18 protein-coding genes are annotated in these 22,650 nt (G+C 64.4%); 15 read left to right on the top strand and 3 right to left on the bottom strand.

Going from position 1 to position 22,650, the window contains the following annotated elements:
* The first annotated feature begins 1 nt into the window (after nucleotide 1).
* The 6 genes from K5607_RS13020 (at nucleotide 2) to K5607_RS12995 (ending at nucleotide 11,322) form a co-directional block, all read left to right on the top strand.
* Complete coding sequence (locus K5607_RS13020; protein WP_221047273.1) at nucleotides 2–2,440, top strand: phosphotransferase; 2,439 nt, start codon at nucleotides 2–4, stop codon at nucleotides 2,438–2,440.
* Nucleotides 2,437–3,564, top strand: a complete 1,128-nt coding sequence (locus K5607_RS13015; protein ID WP_221047272.1) for a zinc metalloprotease — start codon at nucleotides 2,437–2,439, stop codon at nucleotides 3,562–3,564. The genes K5607_RS13020 and K5607_RS13015 overlap by 4 nt, the downstream gene beginning before the upstream one ends.
* A 91-nt stretch (nucleotides 3,565–3,655) precedes the next feature.
* A complete protein-coding gene (locus tag K5607_RS13010; protein WP_221047271.1) occupies nucleotides 3,656–6,073 on the top strand; it encodes a calcium-binding protein in 2,418 nt (805 codons plus the stop codon).
* A 184-nt stretch (nucleotides 6,074–6,257) separates the two neighbouring features.
* The gene (sseA, locus tag K5607_RS13005; RefSeq protein WP_221047270.1) at nucleotides 6,258–7,118 is read left to right on the top strand and encodes a 3-mercaptopyruvate sulfurtransferase; all 861 of its coding nucleotides are present in this window, start codon (nucleotides 6,258–6,260) and stop codon (nucleotides 7,116–7,118) included.
* An 83-nt stretch (nucleotides 7,119–7,201) separates the two neighbouring features.
* Nucleotides 7,202–8,341: a PilT/PilU family type 4a pilus ATPase gene (locus K5607_RS13000; RefSeq protein ID WP_221047269.1), complete on the top strand. Its 1,140-nt coding sequence runs from the start codon at nucleotides 7,202–7,204 to the stop codon at nucleotides 8,339–8,341.
* A gap of 158 nt (nucleotides 8,342–8,499) precedes the next feature.
* Nucleotides 8,500–11,322 (top strand): bifunctional diguanylate cyclase/phosphodiesterase, encoded by a 2,823-nt coding sequence (locus tag K5607_RS12995; RefSeq protein ID WP_246598862.1) that lies wholly within the window; start codon nucleotides 8,500–8,502, stop codon nucleotides 11,320–11,322.
* A 56-nt stretch (nucleotides 11,323–11,378) separates the two neighbouring features.
* On the opposite strand, the gene K5607_RS12990 is transcribed toward K5607_RS12995, so the two are convergent.
* Nucleotides 11,379–11,693, bottom strand: a complete 315-nt coding sequence (locus K5607_RS12990; protein ID WP_054773773.1) for a late competence development ComFB family protein — start codon at nucleotides 11,691–11,693, stop codon at nucleotides 11,379–11,381.
* A gap of 285 nt (nucleotides 11,694–11,978) precedes the next feature.
* On the opposite strand from K5607_RS12990, the gene thrC reads away from it, so the two are divergent.
* Nucleotides 11,979–13,055, top strand: a complete 1,077-nt coding sequence (thrC, locus tag K5607_RS12985) for a threonine synthase (protein ID WP_221047268.1) — start codon at nucleotides 11,979–11,981, stop codon at nucleotides 13,053–13,055.
* Nucleotides 13,056–13,063: 8 nt separating this feature from the next.
* Nucleotides 13,064–14,806, top strand: coding sequence for a single-stranded-DNA-specific exonuclease RecJ (recJ, locus tag K5607_RS12980; RefSeq protein ID WP_221047267.1), 1,743 nt, complete (start codon nucleotides 13,064–13,066; stop codon nucleotides 14,804–14,806).
* Here the strand turns inward: recJ and K5607_RS12975 are convergent.
* Entirely contained in the window at nucleotides 14,788–15,198 is a 411-nt protein-coding gene (locus K5607_RS12975) for a hypothetical protein (RefSeq protein ID WP_221047266.1), read from the bottom strand. The two genes, recJ and K5607_RS12975, sit on opposite strands and share 19 nt — an antisense overlap.
* A gap of 159 nt (nucleotides 15,199–15,357) precedes the next feature.
* Here K5607_RS12975 and K5607_RS12970 point away from each other — a divergent pair, with 159 nt between their 5' ends.
* From K5607_RS12970 to sufU, 7 genes are all read left to right on the top strand, one after another.
* The gene (locus K5607_RS12970) at nucleotides 15,358–15,828 is read left to right on the top strand and encodes an SUF system Fe-S cluster assembly regulator (protein WP_221047265.1); all 471 of its coding nucleotides are present in this window, start codon (nucleotides 15,358–15,360) and stop codon (nucleotides 15,826–15,828) included.
* A gap of 4 nt (nucleotides 15,829–15,832) precedes the next feature.
* Nucleotides 15,833–17,278, top strand: coding sequence for a Fe-S cluster assembly protein SufB (gene sufB, locus K5607_RS12965; protein WP_221047264.1), 1,446 nt, complete (start codon nucleotides 15,833–15,835; stop codon nucleotides 17,276–17,278).
* Between the two features lie 101 nt (nucleotides 17,279–17,379).
* Nucleotides 17,380–18,138, top strand: a complete 759-nt coding sequence (gene sufC / locus K5607_RS12960) for a Fe-S cluster assembly ATPase SufC (protein WP_221047263.1) — start codon at nucleotides 17,380–17,382, stop codon at nucleotides 18,136–18,138.
* A 1-nt stretch (nucleotide 18,139) separates the two neighbouring features.
* Nucleotides 18,140–19,438, top strand: coding sequence for a Fe-S cluster assembly protein SufD (gene sufD / locus K5607_RS12955; RefSeq protein ID WP_054773030.1), 1,299 nt, complete (start codon nucleotides 18,140–18,142; stop codon nucleotides 19,436–19,438).
* Complete coding sequence (locus tag K5607_RS12950; RefSeq protein ID WP_221047262.1) at nucleotides 19,435–19,752, top strand: antibiotic biosynthesis monooxygenase family protein; 318 nt, start codon at nucleotides 19,435–19,437, stop codon at nucleotides 19,750–19,752. The genes sufD and K5607_RS12950 overlap by 4 nt, the downstream gene beginning before the upstream one ends.
* On the top strand, nucleotides 19,742–20,977 hold the full coding sequence (locus tag K5607_RS12945) for a cysteine desulfurase (RefSeq protein WP_054773031.1): 1,236 nt from the start codon (nucleotides 19,742–19,744) through the stop codon (nucleotides 20,975–20,977). The genes K5607_RS12950 and K5607_RS12945 overlap by 11 nt, the downstream gene beginning before the upstream one ends.
* The gene (sufU, locus tag K5607_RS12940; RefSeq protein ID WP_054773032.1) at nucleotides 20,977–21,426 is read left to right on the top strand and encodes a Fe-S cluster assembly sulfur transfer protein SufU; all 450 of its coding nucleotides are present in this window, start codon (nucleotides 20,977–20,979) and stop codon (nucleotides 21,424–21,426) included. Before K5607_RS12945 ends, sufU begins: the two co-directional genes overlap by 1 nt.
* Before the next feature lie 32 nt (nucleotides 21,427–21,458).
* Here the strand turns inward: sufU and K5607_RS12935 are convergent, their stop codons facing one another.
* Nucleotides 21,459–22,637, bottom strand: a complete 1,179-nt coding sequence (locus tag K5607_RS12935) for a BaiN/RdsA family NAD(P)/FAD-dependent oxidoreductase (RefSeq protein ID WP_221047261.1) — start codon at nucleotides 22,635–22,637, stop codon at nucleotides 21,459–21,461.
* Nucleotides 22,638–22,650: the final 13 nt, after the last annotated feature.

Genomic DNA, 22,650 nt, shown 5'->3' with positions numbered 1-22,650 from the left:
CATGGGCGTCATCAAGAAAGTTCTCTATCGCGGCAACATCCTCGGCAAACCGCGCCACCGCAATTTCTTCCTCGACATGGAAGAAAACATCCATATCCATTACCGCGATCTGCGCATCGAGCTGAGCCGGGGCGAGTTCGAGGATTTCGCCGACACTTTCGCCAAGCAGTCCGGGGAATTGCTCGGGATCATCCGGGAAAAGAATTACCAGGACGGCAAGCTGGCCAACGCCAACCAGGACGACGTGCGCATTTGGACCGAGTCGCGCCTGAAGCACGAGGTCAAGTACCACCCGCAGCGCTTCTCCCTGGAGGAATGCGGCGACGGCTACCACTTCCACTACCGCAATTACAAAATCCTCATCGACAAGGACGAGTTCCGCCAGATCGCCCGCCTGTTCGCTGCGGTGGATGTGGACGGGCCTTACGCCTCTAGTTACGAAGAGGTGATGGAGCTGCTGGACGCCAACGAAGTGGACTATCTGCTGGATGCGGGCAATGTGCCGGGTGAAGTGCTGGGCATCGCCGTGGCGCAATACCACATCCCCAAAATCCGCGACATTTTCCAGTACATCGGCTTTGCCGTGGAAAAAGACGAAGCCGTCGAAAAACGCTACCAAGGCCCGCGCTTGAGCGTGATCGTGCGCCCCGACCCGCAGCGCACGGCGCAGGATTACCGGCGGCTGCGCGGCGCCAAATCGGCGACGCGCCTGGCGGATTACCTGGCCCAGTTCGGCAAGGCCATGGACGTGGACGAGCTGAACCAGCTGAAGTGCCAAGCGCTGGACTTCTATTTTGCCGTCAACGCCGGCGAAGCGCGCCAGGTGGATACGGACCCGCAAACTTGGCTTTACGCGCCGGCCAACCGCCAGGTGATCTTTCCCTACAACCCGTCGGCTGAAACCGGCAAGGCCAGCGCCGACAAGCTCTACCGCGCCTGGTCGGCGTTGCTGAACGGCACGCAGCTGGGGTTCGTCAAGCCGCACAAGCAGGTGTTGCCCGCCCCCGAGCAGGCGGCGCTGGCGAAGCAGGTGCGGGAGGCGCTGATGCGGGACGTGGCGGCTTACGCCGCGGTGGACAAGATCCATTTGATGGGGTCGGCCTTGCGCGGCGACATGGGGCGCTACAGCGCTCCCTTTGTCCACAGCAAGCTGGCCAAGCTGGGTTCCGACGTCGACATCCTGGTGGAAATCGACCCCGAGCGGGAGGACGATATTCCCGCCGCCTGGGATTTTTACGTGGCGGAAGCCTCCAACCGTTGCGCCATCTACCACGTCGGCCAGATTCCCCTGGCCGCGGGCGCCGACGAATGGAAAAGCCGTTATCCGCACATTCCTTTCATCCATCATTTGCTGGATGCCTACGTGTATTTCCCTTCCAGGGGGCATCGGGAGGAAAAAGACGCTTTCCTCGCCAAATTCAAGGCGCAGCTGTTCTACGACCGGGCGCGGGACGGCATCGTCTACCGCGGGGAGGAGGAGCAGCGCATCGGCCAGCGGCTGGCGGCGTTGCACGGTTTCCGGCAGGTGGCGGTGGAATCGATGAAAGTGTCCACCGAAAACGCCTTGTACAAGGTTTTCGCCGACGGCCAAGCCTGGGTGCTCAAGCTGTTCAAAGTGTCCGGCAATTACGCCAGCAACCGGGTGGCCGAACATACGGTTTACGAGGAAAAGCTGGTGGCGCAGCTCAAGGAGCGCGGCATTCCCACCGCCGGTATCCGCCATGTGCCGGAGGGCGTCGAGGGTTATGTCGAGGGGTTCCCGGCGCTATTGTTCGAGCGCATTCCCGGCAAGGTGCAGCAGCGCCCGGACTATGCCCTGGAGCGCATCGCTCCCGCTTTGGCGAACGTCCATCGCGTGCAGATGGAGCGCCCCCTGGCGTTGGACACGTCGTTTCCCTACGACGACACCTGCATGATGTGGCTGAAGGCCTTCGAGAACTACCAAAAGAACAGCGGGCATTCCCCGGAAGTGGCGAAAGCCTTTGCCGCCCTGGCTCCGGTGGCGATGCACTGCTTTCCCGGCGAAAACCGCGCCCGCTGGTTCGCCCGCAGCGCCGCGCTGCACAACCATGGCGACGTCACGCCCAAGAACGTCATCGTGGCCGACAGCGGCGAGCCGCGTTTTTTCGATTTCAACAACGCTTTTTACGGCCCGCGCATGGCGGACGTGGTGGACGGCGCGTTCGAGTTTTCCCTGGCGGAGAAATACATCCACTTGGCCGACTTCGCCCGCTTCGACGCTTTCATCGGCCACTACGCCGAGCGTAGCCCGCTGACGGCGGAAGAGCGGGAAGACCTGCCTCACTGGATCGGTCTGGTGGGCCTCATCAAGTTCACCAAGGAAATCCGCGTGCTGTTGGATCGCCCGCAGCAAAGCCTGCGCTGCAAGCGCGCCTTGGCCATCGCCGAATTCACCCTGTCGCGCGCGGCGACCACGTGAGCCGGCCGGTTTGGATAGCGCTGTTGGCGGCGTCGTGGCTGGGCGTCGCGGACGCGGAAACCATCGGCCTGCGCTTCGTCGTCAGCGACCGTCTGGCCCAATCCGCCGCCCAGCGTGGCGCGACCGAAGCGAAGCTGGCCGGCTATACGGAGCAGTTGAACGCCTACCTGCACGACAGCCAGGTCGAATTGGCGGCGGAAATCGTGCAGATCGAGTTCGCTCCCATCGCCAATCGGGACGCCCTGGCCGTTCTGGCCGACATGGAAGGGGAGCGCGGCGGTTTCGAAGCGTTGTTCGCCAAAGCCGACGAATTCGGCGCGGATTACACCTTCGCCGTGTTGGACGACTTGATGCTGCACGGCAAGCGGGGCTGCGGCCGGGGCTACGCCGTCAACAAAACCGTGGCGGAGATCGCCGACACCCGCCGCGCTTTCGCCGTGCTGGACATCGCCTGCGGCGCCCACACCCTGGCTCACGAGCTGGGGCATTTGCTGGGATTGAATCACGGCGCCCTGGTGGACGCCTGTCTGCCCGGCAAAGGGCACAGCACCGCCTTGACCCCCTACGCCAACGGTTACGCCCAGGGCGTGTGCGACAAGCAACCCCAGCCGGGCGAGTTCGGCACCATCATGGTGGGCGGCTTCATGCAGGAGATCAATGGCGACGGCCATTCCAGCCTGCCGTTGTTTTCCAATCCGCGCTTGCGCGATCCCCGCTGCGGTTCGCAAGGCGTCTGCGGCGACGCGGCAAGCGCCGACGCGGCGCGGGCCATGAACGAGCACCGGCGTTATTACGCCGCCCACGAAGAGCCTGACGCGCACGCGCTGCGCTACGGCAACCGGGGCCTGGCGCAATGCCTGGCCGACCGCTACCGGGGCAAGGAAATCGACGAACTGGAAGAGTTGCGCTGCCCGGCCATGGGCATCGAGTCCCTCGCCGGTTTGGAGCGCTTGACCGCCTTGAAACGCATCGACCTGTCGGCCAACCCCATTGTCGACGCCGCGCCGTTGCTGGCCCTGGATGCGAGCCGGGTCGAATGGATCGATGTGTCGGGCGCCAGGATCGATGCCGCATCGTGGAGCGAACTGCAGCGGCGCTTCGAGGGCAAGCTTAAGCCGCCCTAGCGCGACCTATAACTTCTGGATGTCTGGCGTTAAGCCCGCGGCGTGACTACGATCACCCTATAGCAATCCGCATAGGCGACGGGAGAAGGTCATGGCCGAAGAAAACGAAAACCCCAACGGCGGCGCCGGCGCGCAAGCGGCGGACGGTCAGCAGCAAGAAGCCCAGTTGTTCGACGATTTGACCGTGCTTTCCCGCGGCGAGGAAGGCGACCAGTCCAATCGCGGGGAAACGGTCGGCGGAACGCCCGAGCAAGTCGAAGGCAGCGGCAACGAGAACCTGCAAACCGACGTGCGCGGCGAGGGCGCCATATTGCGGGATAACCTGGGCGAAGGCGCCTCCGGACGGGGGGCGGCGGAGGCCAGGGACGAAGTCGGCAACGGCGTCGACGTGGCGCCCCAGAATACCTCCAGCGACGGCGGCCAGGGGGCGGTGCCGGGGGTATCCACGCCGCTCAGCGAAGCGACGCTGGGTTTCGAGCAGGAGCCGTCGCCCAGGAGCGAGGAGCCGGCCGGGGCGACGCCCCAGCCGCAGGCGGCTCATGCCGCCGCCGCCGGCGACGAAGGCATAGGCCACGGCAACGGCGGAGAGGCCGGCACGCCGACCACGCCGACAAGTCCCACCACGCCGACAACGGCGACGACCAGCACGACGCCGACGACGGCCACTTCGCCCACGTCCCCGACGGCCGCCACCAGTGCGACGTCTCCCACCAGTCCCACGTCGCCGACGAGCGCCACCACGCCCACCATGGCCGGCCAAGCCAGCCACGCGACCCAGGCCACCCAGCAGGCGACGCATCCGACTTCGCCGACGACCGCCACCAGCCCCACGTCGCCGACCAGCGCGACGAATGCGGCGTCGCCCACGAGTCCCAGCAGCGCCACGTCGCCGAGCAGCGCGACCAACGGCGGGTCGCCGACAAGCCCCAGCAGCGCCACGTCGCCGAGCAGTCCGACCAACGGCGGGTCGCCGACGAGTCCCAGCAGCGCCACGTCGCCGACCAGCGCGACCAACGGCGGGTCGCCGACGAGCCCCAGCAGCGCCACGTCGCCGAGCAGTGCGACCAACGGCGGGTCGCCGACAAGCCCCAGCAGCGCCACGTCGCCGACCAGCGCAACCAACGGCGGGTCGCCGACGAGCCCCAGTAGCGCCACGTCGCCGACTAGCGCGACCAACGGCGGGTCTCCGACGAGCCCCAGCAGTGCCACCTCGCCGACCAGCGCCGCCCATGGGCCGAGCGGCGGCCATCAGGGTGGTGACGACAAGGACGGCAATAAGCACGGCGATACCAGCGCGAAATCGCCCACCGACGGCTCCGGCGGCGGGGGCAAGGACGGCGGTAAGGATCATGGCGACAAAGGTCATGGAGACAAGGACGGCAATAGCCACGACGGCAAGGACGGCAACAGTCACGACAACAGCAGCGCGAAGTCGCCGGGCAGCCATTCGAGCGGCGGCCAACAGGATCACGAAGACAAAGATCACGACGGCAAGGGTGGCAACAGCCACGACGACAGCAGCGCGAAGTCGCCGACCAGCGACGGTTCGGCCCAAACCGGCAGCCACGCCAACAACGGCTACGGCAACGGCGACCAGGACGCGCCGGGCAACTCCGGCGGCAACAACAACGCGGAAAACGCCGGCAGTGGAGACAGTTCCTCCAAGGGCAACGACGGCGGCGGCAGCCATGCCAACAACGGCTACGGCAACGGCGACCAGGACGCCCCCGGCAATTCCGGCGGCAACAACAACGCGGAAAACGCCGGCAGCGGGGACAGTTCCTCCAAGGGCAACGACGGCGGCGGCAGCCATGCCAACAACGGCTACGGCAACGGCGACCAGGACGCGCCGGGCAATTCCGGCGGCAACAACAACGCGGAAAACGCCGGCAGCGAGGACAGTTCCGCGAAAGGCAATGACGGCCAGGGCGGCGACGCTTCGGCCGGCGCGGGCACCGCCGGAACGGCCGATCACACCATCGACGGCGTCGACAGCGGCAAAGGCGCCAACGACAACCTGACCGGGACCGACGGCAACGACCTGATCGACGGCAAAGGCGGCAACGACACGATCGAAGGTGGCGCCGGCAACGATCAGATCTATGGCGGCGGCGGCAACGATACCTTGGACGGGGGCGCGGGCAACGATTGGATGCACGGCGATGCCGGCAACGACACCCTGCATGGCGGCGACGGCAACGACACGCTGTACGGGTCGGACGGCAACGACCAGATGTACGGCGACGCCGGCAGCGACCTTTTCGTCTTCGGCGACTTCCAGGGGCAAGCCGCGGTCGACGGCGGCGCCGGCGGCGGTTGGACCGACGTGATCGAGGTGGACATGGTGGGCGGGCCCGGCGGCCACGGCGGCTGGACGCTGGAAATCGACGGCCAGCAGGTGGCGGACGGCTCCGCTCACGGCTCCATCGAAGGCCATGACATGTCCGGCTCCATCGACACCGGCCACGGCACCATCGATTTCGATAATATCGACAAAATCGAGTGGTAAGGCCCTAGCCGTCGCGACCGTGAAAGCGGGATACCCTTGGCGGGGTATCCCGCTTTTTTATTGCCGAAGGCACGGTCCGGCGCAACGCCGGCCGGCCGTTCCTCGAGCCGGGGCGTTTACCGGCGACGGTGCATTCGGTTAACCTCTTGCCGCAATAAGGCAAATCCAAGGCGGATGCGACACCATGACCGAATCGAAACAACAGCCCCTGGTGAGTTGCGAATGGTTGCAGGGCAATCTGCAACGCGGCGACGTGGCCGTGCTGGACGCGTCCTTCTTCCTTCCGGCGGAAAAGCGCGATCCCGCCGCCGAATACCGGCAATGCCACATTCCCGGCGCGCGGTTTTTCGACATCGACGCCGTGGCCGACCACGCGACGGCCTTGCCGCACATGTTGCCCGGCCCGTCCGAGTTCGCCGAAGCGGTGGGCAAGCTCGGCATCGGCAACGACACCCTGGTGGTGGCTTACGACAACAACCGCTTCATGGCCTCGGCGCGGGCCTGGTGGATGTTCCGCGTGTTCGGCCACGAGCGGGTGGCGGTGCTGGACGGCGGCGTGCAGCGCTGGCAGGCGCTGGGGATGCCGGTGGACGCCGCGGACGTCGTGCCTGAGCCGCGGCGTTTCCAGGCCGGCTTTCGCCCCGAGCTGGTTCGCGATCTGGCGCAAATGCGCCGCCTAGCGGAAAGCGGCGATTGCCAACTGGTGGATGCCCGTTCCGCCGGCCGCTTCGAAGGCCGCGATCCCGAGCCGCGCCCCGGCCTCAAATCGGGCCATATCCCCGGCAGCCGCAGCCTGCCTTTCGCCGAGTTGGTGGACGCCGAGACTCGCTTGATGTTGCCTTTGGAGGAAGTCCGTCGCCGATTCGGCCAAGCCGGCATCGATCCGGCGAGGCCGGTGGCGGCCACCTGCGGCACCGGCGTCACCGCCGCGATCCTGGCGTTGGCCCTGTACCGCTTGGGTCGCGAGGACGTGGCCGTGTACGACGGTTCCTGGAGCGAGTGGGGCGCGTTGCCCGATGTGCCTGTGGCGACCGGCGCTGCGTGAGCTGTGCGGGGATCGGCGTTTGCCGACCGTCGCAACCCCTATAATCGGCTGCATTCCGAGCTTTTGAACCTGGAGCGAACTCGATGGAATTCAAAGATTACCTGCGGACCCTGGTGACCAAGGACGGTTCCGACATTTACATCGCCGTGGGTGCGCCGCCGGCGGCCAAGTTCCAGGGCCGGCTGACCCCCATCGACAACGTGGTGCTCAAGCCGGAAGACACCAAGCGCATGGCTTACGACTTGATGTCGCCGGAGCAGCAGCGCGACTTCGAGCACAAGCCGGAAATGAACCTGGCCATCAGCGAGCCGGGCATCGGCCGCTTCCGCGTCAACATCTTCAAGCAGCGCAATTGCGTCGGCATGGTGATCCGCAACATCAAGACCGACATCCCGCAGGCGGACAACCTGGGCCTGCCGCCGATCCTGAAGCAGGTCATCATGGAGAAGCGCGGCCTGATCCTGTTCGTGGGCGGCACCGGCTCCGGCAAGTCCACCTCCCTGGCGGCCCTGATCGACTACCGCAACAGCAATTCCGGCGGCCACATCATCACCATCGAGGACCCCATCGAATACGTCCATCCGCACAAGAAGTCCATCGTCACCCAGCGCGAGGTGGGGGTGGACACGGACACTTTCGAGGACGCCCTGAAAAACACCCTGCGCCAGGCGCCGGACGTGATCCTCATCGGCGAAATCCGCGCCCGCGAAACCATGGAACACGCCATCGCCTTCGCCGAAACCGGCCACTTGTGCCTGTCCACCCTGCACGCCAACAACGCCAACCAGGCCCTGGACCGCATCATCAACTTCTTCCCGGAAGAGCGCCGCAACCAGCTGTTGCTGGATTTGTCCTTGAACCTCAAGGCTTTCGTGTCGCAGCGCCTGGTGCCCACGGTGGACGGCAAACGCGTGGCCGCCATCGAAATCCTGCTGGGCACGCCCTTGGTGGCGGACACCATCCGCAAGGGCGAGGTGCACATGGTGAAGGAAGTAATGGAAAAGTCGGAAAACCTCGGCATGCAGACTTTCGACACGGCCCTGTTCAACCTGTACAAGGAAGGCCGCATCACCCTGGACGAGGCCCTGCGCAACTCCGACTCGCCCAACAACCTGCGCTTGAAAATCAACCTCAGCGAGGAAACCCGCGACACCGCCCGCCGGGAAAGCGGCCTCAGCGATCAAGCCGGCTCGGCCTCCCTGGAGCTCATCCACGACGATTGATCGTGAGGCTTCGCGTCCGCCCGGCTTGTCCGGCGGCCTCGGGATATTGCAAACGACACAGACATGACGGTCAACGGATGAGCGTGTATCCGGCTTTAGGTCGCCGCGGAGAACGCAACACTTGGATTTATCGCGGCTATCGGGCGCCACTGAAGCCGGTGTTGGCAGCGTTGGCTTGTTTGGCCGCGTTGCAGGCGATCAGCTATTTTTCTTCGCCGCTGTACGTGGTTGCCGGCATCGCCGGATACGCGCCTCTGCACACTTCCCTGGAAGCGATCGCCATCCTCATCTCGGCGCTGGTTTTCGCCGTGGGCTGGGGCGTGCACGACGAGGACCATCCCGGCAATCTCACGCTGTTGGCCTGCGTTTTCCTGGGCGTGGCGTTGCTCGATTACATGCATGCCCTGTCTTTCCCCGGCATGCCGGATTTCGTCACGGCCAACAATCCGGAAAAGGCCATCAACTTTTGGCTGCTGTCCCGGCTGTTGGCGGTTCTGGGGCTGCTGGCCGTGGCGCTGCTGCCGTGGCGGCCGCTGCGTTCCCCGTGGCTGCGCTGGGCGATCCTGGCGGCGGTGTTGTCGCTGGCGGGGGCGGCCGGTTGGGTCGGCGTGGTCCACGAGGATTGGCTTCCCCGCACTTTCGTTCCCGGCCAGGGGCTGACGCCTTTCAAAATTCGCTGCGAGTACGCGCTGGTCGCCCTGTATGCCGCCGCCGCCCTGGGATTTCTGCGCCAAATGCGCAAGCCGCAGCCGTACGACGTGGTGAGCCTGTTCGGCGCCACCAGCGTGATGGCGCTGGGGGAAGTGTTTTTCATTCTTTATTCCGACGTTTCCGATCTGTTCAATTTTTTGGGCCATGTTTATAAAGCCATTGCCCACGGCTTCATCTACCAAGGCGTTTTTATCGTCGGCGTCCGCGCGCCCTACCAGCGCTTGCGCGAGTCGCGCAACCTGCTGCAAACCGTCCTCGACACCATTCCCCTGCGGGTGTTCTGGAAGGATCGCGAATCCCGATATTTGGGGTGCAACGCGATATTCGCCCGGGACGCCGGCGCGGCCGGCCCGTCCGAGGTGATCGGAAAGCTGGACCGGCAATTGGCATGGCGCGGCAAGGCGGAGCTGTTGCGCGCCGACGATCGGGCGGTGATGGAGTCGCGGCGGCCGCGCTTGGGCTACGAAGAGTCCCTCAACACCGCGGAAGGCAAGCACGTGTGGTTGTCCACCTCGAAAGTGCCGCTGCAGGATTTGCACGGCGAGATCATCGGCGTGCTCGGCGTCTACGACGACATCACCGAACGCAAATTGGCGGAAGAATCCACCCGCCTGGCCGCCCTGGTCTATCAAAGCAGCAGCGAGGCGATGACGGTAACCGACGCCGACAACACCTTCATCAGCGTCAACCCCGCCTTTACCGCGTTGACCGGTTATACGCTGTCCGAAGTCGTCGGCAGAAATCCCCACATCCTCAGCTCCGGTTACCACGACCAGGCTTTCTATGACGCCATGTGGCATGCGCTGGACACCACCGGCCATTGGCAAGGCGAAATCTGGGACCGGCGCAAGAACGGCGAGCTGTATGCCAAGTGGCTCACGGTCAACACCATATACAACGACGACGGCTCGGTGCATCGGCGCGTCGCTTTGTTTTCCGACATTACCGGGATCAAGCGCGCCAACGAATTGTTGTGGCGGCAGGCCAATTTCGACGCCCTGACCGGCCTGCCCAATCGCAGCATGTTTCGCGATCGCTTGTTCGAGGAAATCAAGAAGGCGCGTCGCGCCGGCTTGCCCATGGCGCTGATGCTCATCGACCTGGACAGCTTCAAGGAGGTCAACGACACCCTGGGGCACGACAAGGGCGACATGTTGCTGAAGGAAGCGTCGCGACGCCTGAGCGGCTGCGTGCGCGAATCCGACTTGGTGGCGCGCCTGGGAGGGGACGAGTTCACCGTGATCCTGAGTCAATTGGAGGATGCCGCTTGCGTCGAGCGCGTGGCCTTGGACATCCTGCGGCAGTTGTCCGACCCGATATCCTTGGGTAGCGAAACCGCCTACGTGTCCGCCAGCATCGGCATTACGCTGTATCCCGACGATGCGACCGAGGTGGATACGCTGCTGAAGAATGCCGACCAGGCCATGTACGCCGCCAAGAACCAGGGCCGCAGCCGCTACAGCTATTTCTCGCCCTCCATGCAGGAAGCGGCGCAGGCGCGGATGCGATTGGTCAACGATTTGCGCGGCGCCGTGGCCGGCGATCAATTCTGCGTGCATTACCAGCCCATCGTGCAACTGGCGACGGGCGCCATCCACAAAGCCGAGGCGCTGATCCGCTGGCAGCATCCCGTGCGCGGCCTGGTCAATCCGGCCGAATTCATTCCCATCGCCGAGGACACCGGCATGATCGTGGATATCGGCAACTGGGTGTTCCGCGAGGCGGCGCGCCAGGCGGCGCGATGGCGCGCGCTGCACCACGCGGAGTTCCAGATCAGCGTCAACAAGTCCCCGGTCCAGTTCCACCGTGTCGGCCATGACTACGCGGCATGGCTGGCGTACCTGCAAGAGCTGGGTTTGCCCGGGCAAAACGTCGTGGTGGAAATCACCGAAGGGCTGTTGATGGACAACAGCAGCGCCGTGACCGGGCAGCTGCTGGCTTTCCGCGACGCCGGTATCCAGGTGGCGCTGGACGATTTCGGCACCGGCTATTCGGCGTTGTCCTATTTGCAGAAATTCGACATCGACTATCTGAAAATCGACCGCGCTTTCGTGCACGATTTGGCGCCGGATTCCAGCAACACGGCGTTGTGCGAAGCCATCATCGTTATGGCCCACAAACTGGGGATTAAAGTGGTCGCCGAAGGCGTGGAGACGGAGCAGCAGCGCAGCCTGCTGGCCGCCGCCGGCTGCGATTACGGGCAGGGCTATTTGTTTTCCCGGCCGGTTCCGGCCGATGAGTTCGAGGCTTTGCTGCAACTCTCGCCGTAGCGGCCGCGCGCCGGCGGGGCGATCGACGGGATTGGCCGGGATCTTTTTCGCCCGCGCTAGTCCCTGTCTTCCGGGCGCCGCGGCCGCGCCACGACGCACTCGATGGCTTTGGGCAGCTCCTCCATAACCTGGGCGTGGAGGGCGAGGCGTTCCTCTTGATGGTGTTCCCGCGGCAAGTGCTTTTCCACAAAACGCGTCACGTACTTGGCGGGGACGCGGTTGAGGGTGATGGCGGCGATATCCAGCAGCATGTCCATATTGTTTCCCCAGTCCGGCCGGTCGCGTTCGATGATCTTGTAAAGCTCGCGGAAAACCAGCTCCTCGCTCAGGTTTTCCAGCTCCTCGTTGCCGAACAGATTTTTATAATGCATGGATGTTTGCCTTTGGCGGATGCGGCCGGCCCGTCGCCGTGCGGCTCGCTCTACGCCACGGAGCCGGCCGAAATGCTTCGGCTGCCATTGTACCGATAATCGCGCTCACTCGGCGCGGGGCGGCTTTTTCCCCGGGGACTCGGCCGGCGCAAGCCCGAGGCTTTTTTGCCAGGATATCGCCAAATATCGTAAGATTTCGCTCTTTTAGGCCGAGAGCCCGAGGCTTCGGCTTGCAGCCGATTTACCGATACATCCCGTTACCAGACCCCAACCACGGAAACCTTCATGGCCGCCTCCAAGCGTTACACCGGACTCATCGAACACTACCGCGCCCGCCTGCCGGTGAGCGACACCACCCGCCTCATCAGTTTGGGCGAAGGCAACACGCCTTTGATCCGCTTGGAGAACATTCCGCGCCTGGTGGGCAAGGACGTGGAGATTTTCGTGAAGTACGAGGGGCTCAACCCCACCGGTTCCTTCAAGGACCGCGGCATGACCATGGCGGTGACCAAGGCGGTGGAAGAGGGCAGCCGTGCCATCATCTGCGCCTCCACCGGCAATACCTCGGCCGCCGCCGCCGCCTATGCGGTGCGTGCCGGCATCACCGCTTTCGTGCTGATTCCCGACGGCAAGATCGCCATGGGCAAGCTGGCCCAGGCCATGATGTACGGCGCGGTCATCATCCAGATTCGCGGCAACTTCGACGAAGGCATGCGCTTGGTGAAGGAAGTGGCCGACCACGCGCCGGTGACCATCGTCAACTCCATCAACCCGTTCCGCATCGAAGGCCAGAAGACCGCCGCTTTCGAAATCGTCGACGAACTGGGCGACGCTCCCGACTACCACTGTCTGCCGGTGGGCAATGCCGGCAACATCACCGCTTACTGGAAGGGCTACAGCGAGTACGCGGCGGACGGCATCGCCAAAAAGCGGCCGGTGATGGTGGGTTACCAGGCGGCCGGTTCCGCCCCATTCGTGCTGGGCCACATGGTGGACAACCCGGAAACCGTCGCCACCGCCATCCGCATCGGCCACCCGCAGAGCTGGGACAAGGCCTGGACCGTGCAGAAGGAGTCCGCCGGCTGGTTCGACAAGTTCAGCGACGCCGATATCCTGGCGGCGCAGAAGATGTTGTCGGAGCACGAAGGCGTGTTCTGCGAGCCGGCTTCCGCCACCTCCCTGGCCGGCGCCTTGGCCGACTTGAAGTCCGGCAAGATCCCCGAAGGCAGTCGCATCGTCTGCACCCTCACCGGCAACGGCCTGAAAGATCCCGACACCGCCATCGGCCAGTGCACCGCCAAGCCGGTGACGGTGGACGCGCAGCTGGACGCCGTCAAGGCCGCTATCCTGGCGGGCCTATAGCGCTTCCCGTGACGCCGCCGGCTAAAAGCAAGCGCATCGTCCGCCGCCCGGTGGACGATGGCGGCGGCCGTTTTTCCGACCTCCATCCCGTCATCCGGCGCATCTACCTGGCGCGCCATATCGGTTCGCCGGACGATCTGGACCGTTCCCTAGAAAGTTTGCCGCCGCCGCAAGCGCTGTCCGGCATGGACGCCATGGCGGGATTGCTGGCCGAGGCGGTGATGGACGACCGGCGCTTGCTGGTGGTGGCCGATTTCGACGCCGACGGCGCCACCGCTTGCGCCGTGGCGGTGCGGGGGCTGCGCCTGCTGGGCGCTAGGCAGGTGGATTACCTGGTGCCCAACCGCTTCGAATTCGGCTACGGCCTCACGCCGGAAATCGTCGCCATCGCCGCCGAACGCAAACCCGACTACATCATCACCGTGGACAACGGCATCGCCAGTCTGGAGGGCGTGGCGGCGGCCCGGCAAGCGGGGATCGGCGTGCTGGTCACCGACCACCACCTGCCTGGCGCGGAGTTGCCCGAGGCCGATGCCATCGTCAACCCCAACCTGCCGGGCGACGCCTTCCCCAGCAAGGCCCTGGCCGGGGTGGGCGTGATGTTTTACGTGCTCATCGCTGTGCGGGCGCGCTTGCGGGACGCCGGCTGGTTTAACCAAAAGAGTATGGCCGCGCCCAATCTGGCGTGTCTTCTGGATTTGGTGGCCCTGGGCACGGTGGCGGACGTGGTGCAGCTGGACCGCATCAACCGGGTGCTGGTGCACCAGGGCGTGCAGCGCATCCGCGCCGGCAAGGCTCATGCCGGCGTGCTGGCTTTGCTGGAAACGGCCAAGCGCAACCCCGCCCAGTTGCGCGCCGCGGACCTGGGCTTCGCCGTGGCGCCGCGCCTCAACGCCGCCGGCCGTTTGGAAGACATGGCCTTGGGTATCGAATGCCTGTTGACCGACGACGCCGAGGCGGCGCGCGACATGGCGGGCCGTCTGGACGCGCTCAACCTTGAGCGGCGTACCATCGAGGACAAAATGAAGGCCGAAGCCTTCCAGCTGATGAAGCAGGGCGATTGGCTGAAGGGCGCTGGCGAGCAGCCGGTGGTGTGCCTGTTCGACGAAGGCTGGCACCAGGGCGTGATCGGCATCCTCGCCTCCCGCATCAAAGAGCGCCTGCATCGGCCGGTGATTGCTTTCGCCCCCAGCGGCGATAACGAGATCAAGGGCTCGGCTCGGTCCGTGGCCGGCATTCACATCCGCGATTTGCTGAGCGACGTGGCGGCGGCCTATCCGGGCCTGCTGCAAAAATTCGGCGGCCACGCCATGGCGGCGGGGCTGACGTTGCGCCGCAGCGATTACCCCGTTTTCGTGGAAGCCTTGGCGCAAGTGGCGGCGCGCCAGCTGCAAGGCTGGCAGGCCGAGGATACGGTCTACACCGACGGAGCCTTGGAGCACGGCGATTTCTTGCTGCAATTCGCCGAGCAATTGCAGGCGGCCGGGCCTTGGGGGCAAGGGTTTCCCGAACCCTGTTTCGACGGCGTGTTCGACGTGGAGCAGGTGCGCGTGATGGCGGAGAAGCATCTGCGCTTCGTATTGGCTTTGCCCGGATCCGGGCGGCGGGTGGACGGGGTGGCGTTCCATGTGGACGACCCCGGCCAGTGGCTGGGCTGCGAGCGCGTGCGCTTGGCTTATCGCCTGGACGTCAACGAATATCGCAACGCCCGCAGCCTACAATTGCTGGTGGATTATCTGGAGCCTTGCTGACGGTCTTCGATGGACCGCAGCTTTTTATTGGTGCTGGTGAGCTTGTTGAGCATGTCGTCCCAGGATTGGTACTGGGCGAACTTGCCGTCCCGCGCCGCGATCTTGGCGTTCACTTCTTTTTTCGCCAGTTCGATCACTTCTTCCGGTTTGAGGCCGCCGACGGCGTCCAAAAACGCCTTCTCGCCGCCCTCGGCGGTTTTGATTTCTTCCAGTATGCCAAAGGCGAAATCGAACACCATGCGCTCTTCCGGAGCCAGGTGCTTTTTTACTTTGACGGCCGATTTGTAGGCCGATTTACGCGAGCCGCCGCTGACTTCGCGGTCGCCGCCAGTGACGACGGGCAGGATGTAGATCACGGCCAGAACCGCCATGATGGCATAGAGGACTTTCATGGTGTTGCTCCAAAATCGAGGACGGCGGGCATTATAGCCCAGACTTTTGCGGGGGAAGGCGGCTGCGTTCCCGGCGGTTAGGATAAATAATGCCTTAGTGCTTTACCAGGAAATAAATCAGGACTAGAATGGTCCGCAATAGCAATCCGGGCAGCCTTCGTGATACGCATCAGCAAATTGACCGACTATGCCTTCATCGTCCTCGGCCATATGGCCAGGGGACGGGCCGAAGTTTACGCGGCGGCGGAGCTGGCGGACGGCACCGGCATCGCCATGCCCACGGTGAGCAAAGTGCTCAAGTCCTTGACCCGCGCCGGCGTCGTGCGCTCGTCGCGCGGCGCCCACGGCGGCTATGCGCTGAGCCGCCCGGCCGAAGAAACCTCCGTCGCCACCGTGATCTATGCTTTGGAAGGCCCCATCGCCATCACTGAATGCGGCGTCGACGACCACCGTTGCAACCAATCGGACTCCTGTCATGCCCAGGGCAATTGGAGCGTGATCAACCGGGCCATTCGCAACGCCCTCGAATCCGTGTCCTTGGCGGAGTTGAGCAGGCCCGTCGCAGCAGAAGAAATCTCCATCCCCTTGCACCGCGTGGCGCGCCGCCGCCCCGCCGAATTAGCCGAGTAAAGCCATGGCCGCTACCGCCGACACCATCGAAAAACTCATCAGCCAAGAATACAAGCAGGGCTTCGTCACCGACCTGGAGGCGGATACCTTTCCGCCCGGCCTCAACGAGGACGTGATCCGCGCCCTGTCCGCCAAGAAACAGGAGCCGGAATGGCTGCTGGAATGGCGCTTGGAGGCCTACCGCCATTGGCTGACTATGGCCGAACCGACCTGGGCGCAGGTGCAGTACGCGCCCATCGACTACCAGGCCATCAGCTACTACTCCGCGCCGAAAAAAGCCCAGGGTCCGAAAAGCCTGGACGAAGTGGATCCCAAGCTGCTGGAAACCTACGAAAAACTCGGCGTGCCCCTGCACGAGCGGGCCAAGCTGGCCGGCGTGGCGGTGGACGCGGTGTTCGATTCCGTGTCGGTGGCCACCACTTTTCGCGAAAAGCTGGCGGAGGCCGGCGTGCTGTTCTGCCCCATTTCCGAAGCGGTGCGCGAATACCCGGAACTGGTGAAACAGTACCTGGGCTCGGTGGTGCCCACCGGCGACAATTTCTACGCGGCGCTCAATTCCGCCGTGTTCACCGACGGCTCCTTCGTCTACATCCCCAAGGGCGTGCGCTGCCCGATGGAGCTTTCGACTTACTTCCGCATCAACGCCGCCAACACCGGCCAGTTCGAGCGCACCCTCATCATCGCCGACGAAGGCAGCCACGTCAGCTACCTGGAAGGCTGCACCGCCCCCATGCGCGACGAAAACCAGCTGCACGCCGCGGTGGTGGAGCTGGTGGCCATGGACAACGCCCAGATCAAGTATTCCACCGTGCAGAACTGGTATCCCGGCGACGAGGAAGGCCGCGGCGGCATCTACAACTTCGTCACCAAGCGCGGCGAGTGCCGCGGCGCCAACTCGAAGATTTCCTGGACCCAGGTGGAAACCGGCTCGGCCATCACCTGGAAGTATCCCAGCTGTGTGTTGAAGGGAGACAACTCGGTGGGCGAGTTCTACTCGGTGGCCCTCACCAACCACCGCCAGCAGGCCGATACCGGGACCAAGATGATCCACATCGGCAAGAACACCCGCAGCACCATCGTCTCCAAGGGCATTTCCGCCGGCCGTGCGCAGAACACCTACCGCGGCCTGGTGAAAGTGCTGAAGAGCGCTGAGAACGCCCGAAACCATACCCAGTGCGATTCCCTGCTGATCGGCGATAAGTGCGGCGCCCACACTTTCCCCTACGTGGAGGTGAAGCAGCCCAGCGCCACCGTGGAGCACGAAGCCACCACCGCCAAGATCAGCGCCGACCAGCTGTTCTTCTGCCAGCAGCGCGGGCTGTCCACCGAGGACGCGGTGGGCATGATCGTCAACGGCTTCTGCAAGGAAGTGTTCAAGGAGCTGCCCATGGAATTCGCCGTGGAAGCGCAGAACCTGTTGGGCGTGAGCCTGGAAGGCAGCGTGGGATGACGTTGGGATAAGAAAACGCGACGCACAGCGTCCAGGGCAGCATTCCCACGGAAGAGCGTGGGAACGATCACAAGTGACCGTACAGTTCTAAAGACACCACCATGTTGAAAATCGAAAACCTCCAAGCCCGCGTCGACGACAAATCCATTCTCAAGGGCATCAACCTCACGGTTAAGCCCGGCGAGGTGCACGCCATCATGGGGCCCAACGGTTCCGGCAAAAGCACCCTGTCCAACGTGCTGGCCGGGCGGGATGCCTATGAAGTGACCGGCGGCAGCGTGGAGTTCAACGGCAAGAACCTGCTGGAACTGGCGCCGGAAGAGCGCGCCCGCGAAGGGGTGTTCCTGGCGTTCCAGTACCCGGTGGAAATCCCCGGCGTCAGCAACATCTATCTGCTGAAAGCCGCCCTCAACGCCGTGCGCAAGCACCAGGGGCTGCCGCCGGTGGACGCCATGGACTTCCTCAAGATCATCAAGGAGAAGGTCAAGCTGGTGGAAATGGACGAGCGCTTCCTCTACCGGGCGGTGAACGAAGGCTTTTCCGGCGGCGAAAAGAAGCGCAACGAAATCCTGCAAATGGCGGTGCTCGAGCCCAAGCTGTGCATCCTCGACGAGACCGACTCGGGGCTGGACATCGACGCGTTGAAAATCGTATCAGATGGGGTCAATTCGCTGCGCTCGCCGGAACGCTCCTTCATCCTGGTGACCCACTACCAGCGCCTGCTGGACTACATCAAGCCCGATTACGTGCACGTGCTGGCCCACGGCCGCATCGTCAAGTCCGGTGGGCCGGAACTGGCCCTGGAGCTGGAAGAGCAGGGCTACGGCTGGGTGGAACAGCAAATCCTCGCGGGAGCCTGACATGGCCGCAGCGGATTACGTCAACAGTTTCGAATCCCTGGCGCCCAGCCTGCCGGGCCAAGGTTTGGCTTGGCTGCAACAGCTGCGCAGCGAGGCCCTCGCGCGCTTCTCCGCCGGCGGCTTCCCCTCGCCGCGCGAGGAAGAGTGGAAGTACACCAATGTGGCGGCAATTGAGCGCAAGCGATTTGTGCCGGTTGCCGCCGCCGTTTCAGTGTCCGAGCCGCAAGGACTGGCCGAATGGCTGCTGCCGGATGCCTATCGCATGGTGTTCGTGGACGGCCGTTGGCAGGCCGGGCTTTCCTCGCTGCCGGTCGAGGCGGGCGGCTTGGCGGCACTGCTGGAAGCGGAACCCTCCCGCGTCGAATCCTTGCTGGGCGGGGCTCTGCAAGGCGAGTCCCACGGCTTCATCCACTTCAATACCGCCTGGTTCAGCGATGGCGCCGTGCTGCACCTGCCCGCCGGCTGCAAGCTGGACAAGCCGCTGCAACTCCTGTTCCACGGCGCAACGGCCGACGCCATGGCGGTGCTGCGCAACCTCATCGTGCTGGAAGCCGGCGCCGAGGCCGAAATCGTCGAAACCTACACCGGCACGGCCGATGCCGCTTACCTTACGGCTGCCGTCAACGAGATCGTTCTGGGCGAGGGCGCCAAGCTGACCCTCACCAAGCTGCAAAGCGAGGCGGCCAAGTCGTTCCACTTCGGCGGCAACTACGTGCGCCAGGCCAAGACTTCGCTATTCGAGCACCACAGCTTCGCTTTCGGCGGCCTGCTGGCCCGCACCGAGGTCCACGCCAGCCTGTCCCAGGGCTGCGACTGCCAGCTCAACGGCCTGTTCCTGGCCCAGGGCCAACAACATCTGGACAACCACCTCCGCGTCGATCACCGCCAGCCGGACGCCGTCAGCCGCGAAAGCTACAAGGGCATCCTGGACGGCCGCGCCCGCGGCGTGTTCCAGGGCCGGGTGGTGGTGCACGAGCAGGCCCAGCACAGCGACGCGGCCATGAGCAACCGCAACCTGCTGTTGTCGCAAGACGCGGAAATCGACACCAAGCCGCAGTTGGAAATCTACGCCGACGACGTGAAATGCGCCCACGGCGTCACCATCGGCCAGTTGGACGAGGAGTCCATCTTCTTCCTCAAGGCGCGCGGCCTGGACGAAACCGAAGCGCGGGCGCTGTTGACCTTCGCCTTCGCCAACGAGCGGGTGGACGCCGTCGCCAACGATGCCCTGCGCCGGCAAATTCGCCAACAACTGGTGACGCGGTTTGCCGGCGCTACCGTCGAAAGGGACTGGCTTTGACCGCCGAGCCGGTGATTAACACCCGCCCGCCTTATTACGCGGTGATTTTCACTTCGGTGCGCACCGAAGGGGACAACGACTATGCGGCGACCGCCGCACGGGTGCTGGAGCTGGCTCGGCAACAACCGGGCTTTCTCGGCGTGGAAAACGCCCGCAGCGAACTGGGCCTGTCGGTTTCCTATTGGGGCAGCCTGGAAGCCATCGACGCTTGGCGCGAACAGATCGACCACGCCCAGGCCAAGTCGAAAGCGGGCGACTGGTACAGCGGTTACCGAGTAAGAATTTGCAAAGTGGAGCAAGAATATGGCCGTTGAATCCGGCAACTACGACGTGCAAGCGCTGCGCCGCGACTTCCCCATCCTCGACCAATCGGTGCACGGCAAGCCGCTGGTGTACTTGGACAACGCCGCCACCACGCAAAAACCGCTGGCGGTGATCGAGGCGGTGGAGCGCTATTACCGGCAGGACAACGCCAACGTGCACCGCGGCGTGCACACCCTCAGCCAGCGCGCCACCGACGCCCACGAAAAAGCCCGTGCTACGGTGCAACGCTTCCTCAACGCCAAGAGCGACAAAGAAATCGTCTTCGTGCGCGGCGCCACCGAGGCCATCAACCTGGTGGCGCAGACATACGGCCGCGCCAACCTCAAGGCCGGCGACGAAGTGCTCATCACCGCCATGGAGCACCACGCCAACATCGTGCCCTGGCAGATGCTGAGGGAACAGCTCGGCATCGTACTGAAAGTGGCGCCCATGAACGAGGCGGGCGAGCTGCTGATGGATGAGTTCGCGGCGCTGCTCACGCCCAAGGTCAAGCTGGCGGCCCTCAGCCACATGTCCAACGCCCTGGGCACGGTCAATCCGGTCAAGCGCATGGTGGAGCTGGCCCACGCCCAGGGCATTCCGGTGCTGCTGGACGGCGCCCAGGCGGTGCCCCACGCCGTGGTCGACGTGCAGGAACTGGACTGCGATTTCTACGTGTTCTCCGGCCACAAACTGTACGCCCCCACCGGCATCGGCGTACTGTACGGCAAACAGGCGCTGCTGGAAGCCATGCCGCCCTATCAAGGCGGCGGAGACATGATTCGCCGCGTTACCTTCGACAAAACCGAATACGCCGGCCTGCCGTTCAAGTTCGAAGCCGGCACGCCCCACATCGCCGGGGCCATCGGCTTGGGCGCGGCCATCGACTACCTGGAAGGCATCGGCATGGCCGCCGTCGCCGCCCACGAGCACGCCTTGCTGGCCTACGCCACGGAAAAAGCGCTGGAGATTCCCGGCCTGCGATTGATCGGCACGGCCCAGGACAAAGGCGGCATCCTGTCCTTCGTGCTGGAGCGCATCCATCCCCACGACATCGGCACCATCCTCGACCACTGCGGCATCGCTTGCCGCGCCGGCCACCACTGCGCCATGCCGGTGATGGACTTTTTCCGCGTGCCGGCCACCACGCGGGCCTCCTTCGCCCTGTACAATACATTCGAAGAAGTGGACGCCCTGATGGACGGCATCCGCGAAGTGATTAAGGTATTCGGCTGATGCTCGACGAACTGCGCGACTTGTACCAAGAAGTGGTCTTCGACCACAATCGCAACCCCCGCAACTTCCGCGTGATGGAAGACGCCAACCGCACGGTGGACGGCTTCAATCCCTTGTGCGGCGACCGCATCACCCTGTATGCGAAAGTCGAGGACGGCGTCGTCACCGACGTGAGCTTCCAGGGCCAAGGCTGCGCCATTTCCACCGCCTCGGCGTCCTTGATGACCGAGATCGTCAAGGGCAAGACGGAAGCGGAAGCCGAACAGTTGTTCGAGGTGTTCCACCGCATCACCACCGGCCAGGACGACGCCTTCAACATCGAGGAACTGGGCAAGCTGGCGGTGCTGGCCGGCGTGCGGGCCTATCCGGCCCGCGTCAAGTGCGCCACCCTAGCTTGGCATTCCCTGCAGGCGGCGTTGAAGAACCAGACGTCGGTGACGACCGAGTAAGGCGGAACACGGCAGCGGTTTCGCCCTACAAGTCAGGCATACTGCCCCGCGCACCAGCCGGACGACCAGGCCCACTGGAAGTTGTAGCCGCCCAGCCAGCCGGTGATGTCCAATACCTCGCCGACGAAATACAGCCCCGGCACGTCGCGGCTTTCCATGGTTTTCGAGGACACCGCGGCACAGTCCACACCGCCCAAGGTGACTTCCGCCGTGCGGTAGCCTTCCGTGCCGTTGGGCTTCACCCGCCACTGCTGCAAAGCCGCCGCCACATCCAGCAAATCCTGGCGCGACAGGTGCTGCAGCGGTTTTTCCGCCAGCGCGTCGTCCAGCAGGGCGGCGATCAGTCGTTTCGGCAGATGCCCGCTCAACACCGTTTTCAGGGCCGCGTTCGGCCTTTCCTCTCGCGCCCGTTGCAGCTCGCCCGCCAGGTCGGTTCCCGGCAGCAAATCGATCTCCACCGCCTCGCCCGGCTGCCAGTAGGACGATATCTGCAGGATAGCCGGCCCGCTCAGGCCCCTATGGGTGAACAGCAGGTTCTCGCGGAAGGCCTGGCGCGGATTCTCCACCACGCTGTCCACGGCGATGCCGGACAAGGGCGCCAGTTTCTCCTTGTCGGGGGGATGCAGGGTGAACGGCACTAGCCCCGCCCGCGTCGGCCACACCTGGATACCGAACTGCTCGGCGATGCGGTAGCCGAAAGGGCTGGCGCCCATGGTGGGAATGGACAGGCCGCCGCTGGCGATCACCAGCGACTGGCAATCAAGGTTGCCGATGCTGGTTTTGAGCTGAAAGCCGCCTTCCGGCCGCCGGGCAACGGCATCGAGGCGGGTGTTGAGGCGGATCGTCACGCCGGCCGCATCGCACTCGGCCAGCAGCATATTGAGGATGTCCTTGGCGCTGTCGTCGCAGAATAGCTGGCCGTGCGCCCGCTCGTGATAGGGGATGCGGTGTTTCTGCACCAGGGCGATGAAGTCCCACTGGGTAAAGCGGCTGAGAGCCGATTTGCAGAAGTGCGGGTTGTGGGACAGGTAGTTTTCCGCCCCCACGCTCAGATTGGTGAAATTGCAGCGGCCGCCGCCGGACATGAGGATCTTTTTGCCGGCCTTGTTGGCGTGGTCCAACACCAGCACTTTGCGGCCGCGTTTGCCGGCCTCCATGGCGCACATCAGGCCGGAGGCGCCGGCGCCGATGATGATGACGTCGGGAGTCATGGCTGGTGTCGGC

It is taken from the genome of Methylogaea oryzae, assembly GCF_019669985.1.
GTDB classification, from domain to species: Bacteria; Pseudomonadota; Gammaproteobacteria; order Methylococcales; family Methylococcaceae; genus Methylogaea; species Methylogaea oryzae.
Note: the sequence above shows the minus strand (reverse complement) of the source record. Positions and strands in the feature narration are given on the sequence as shown.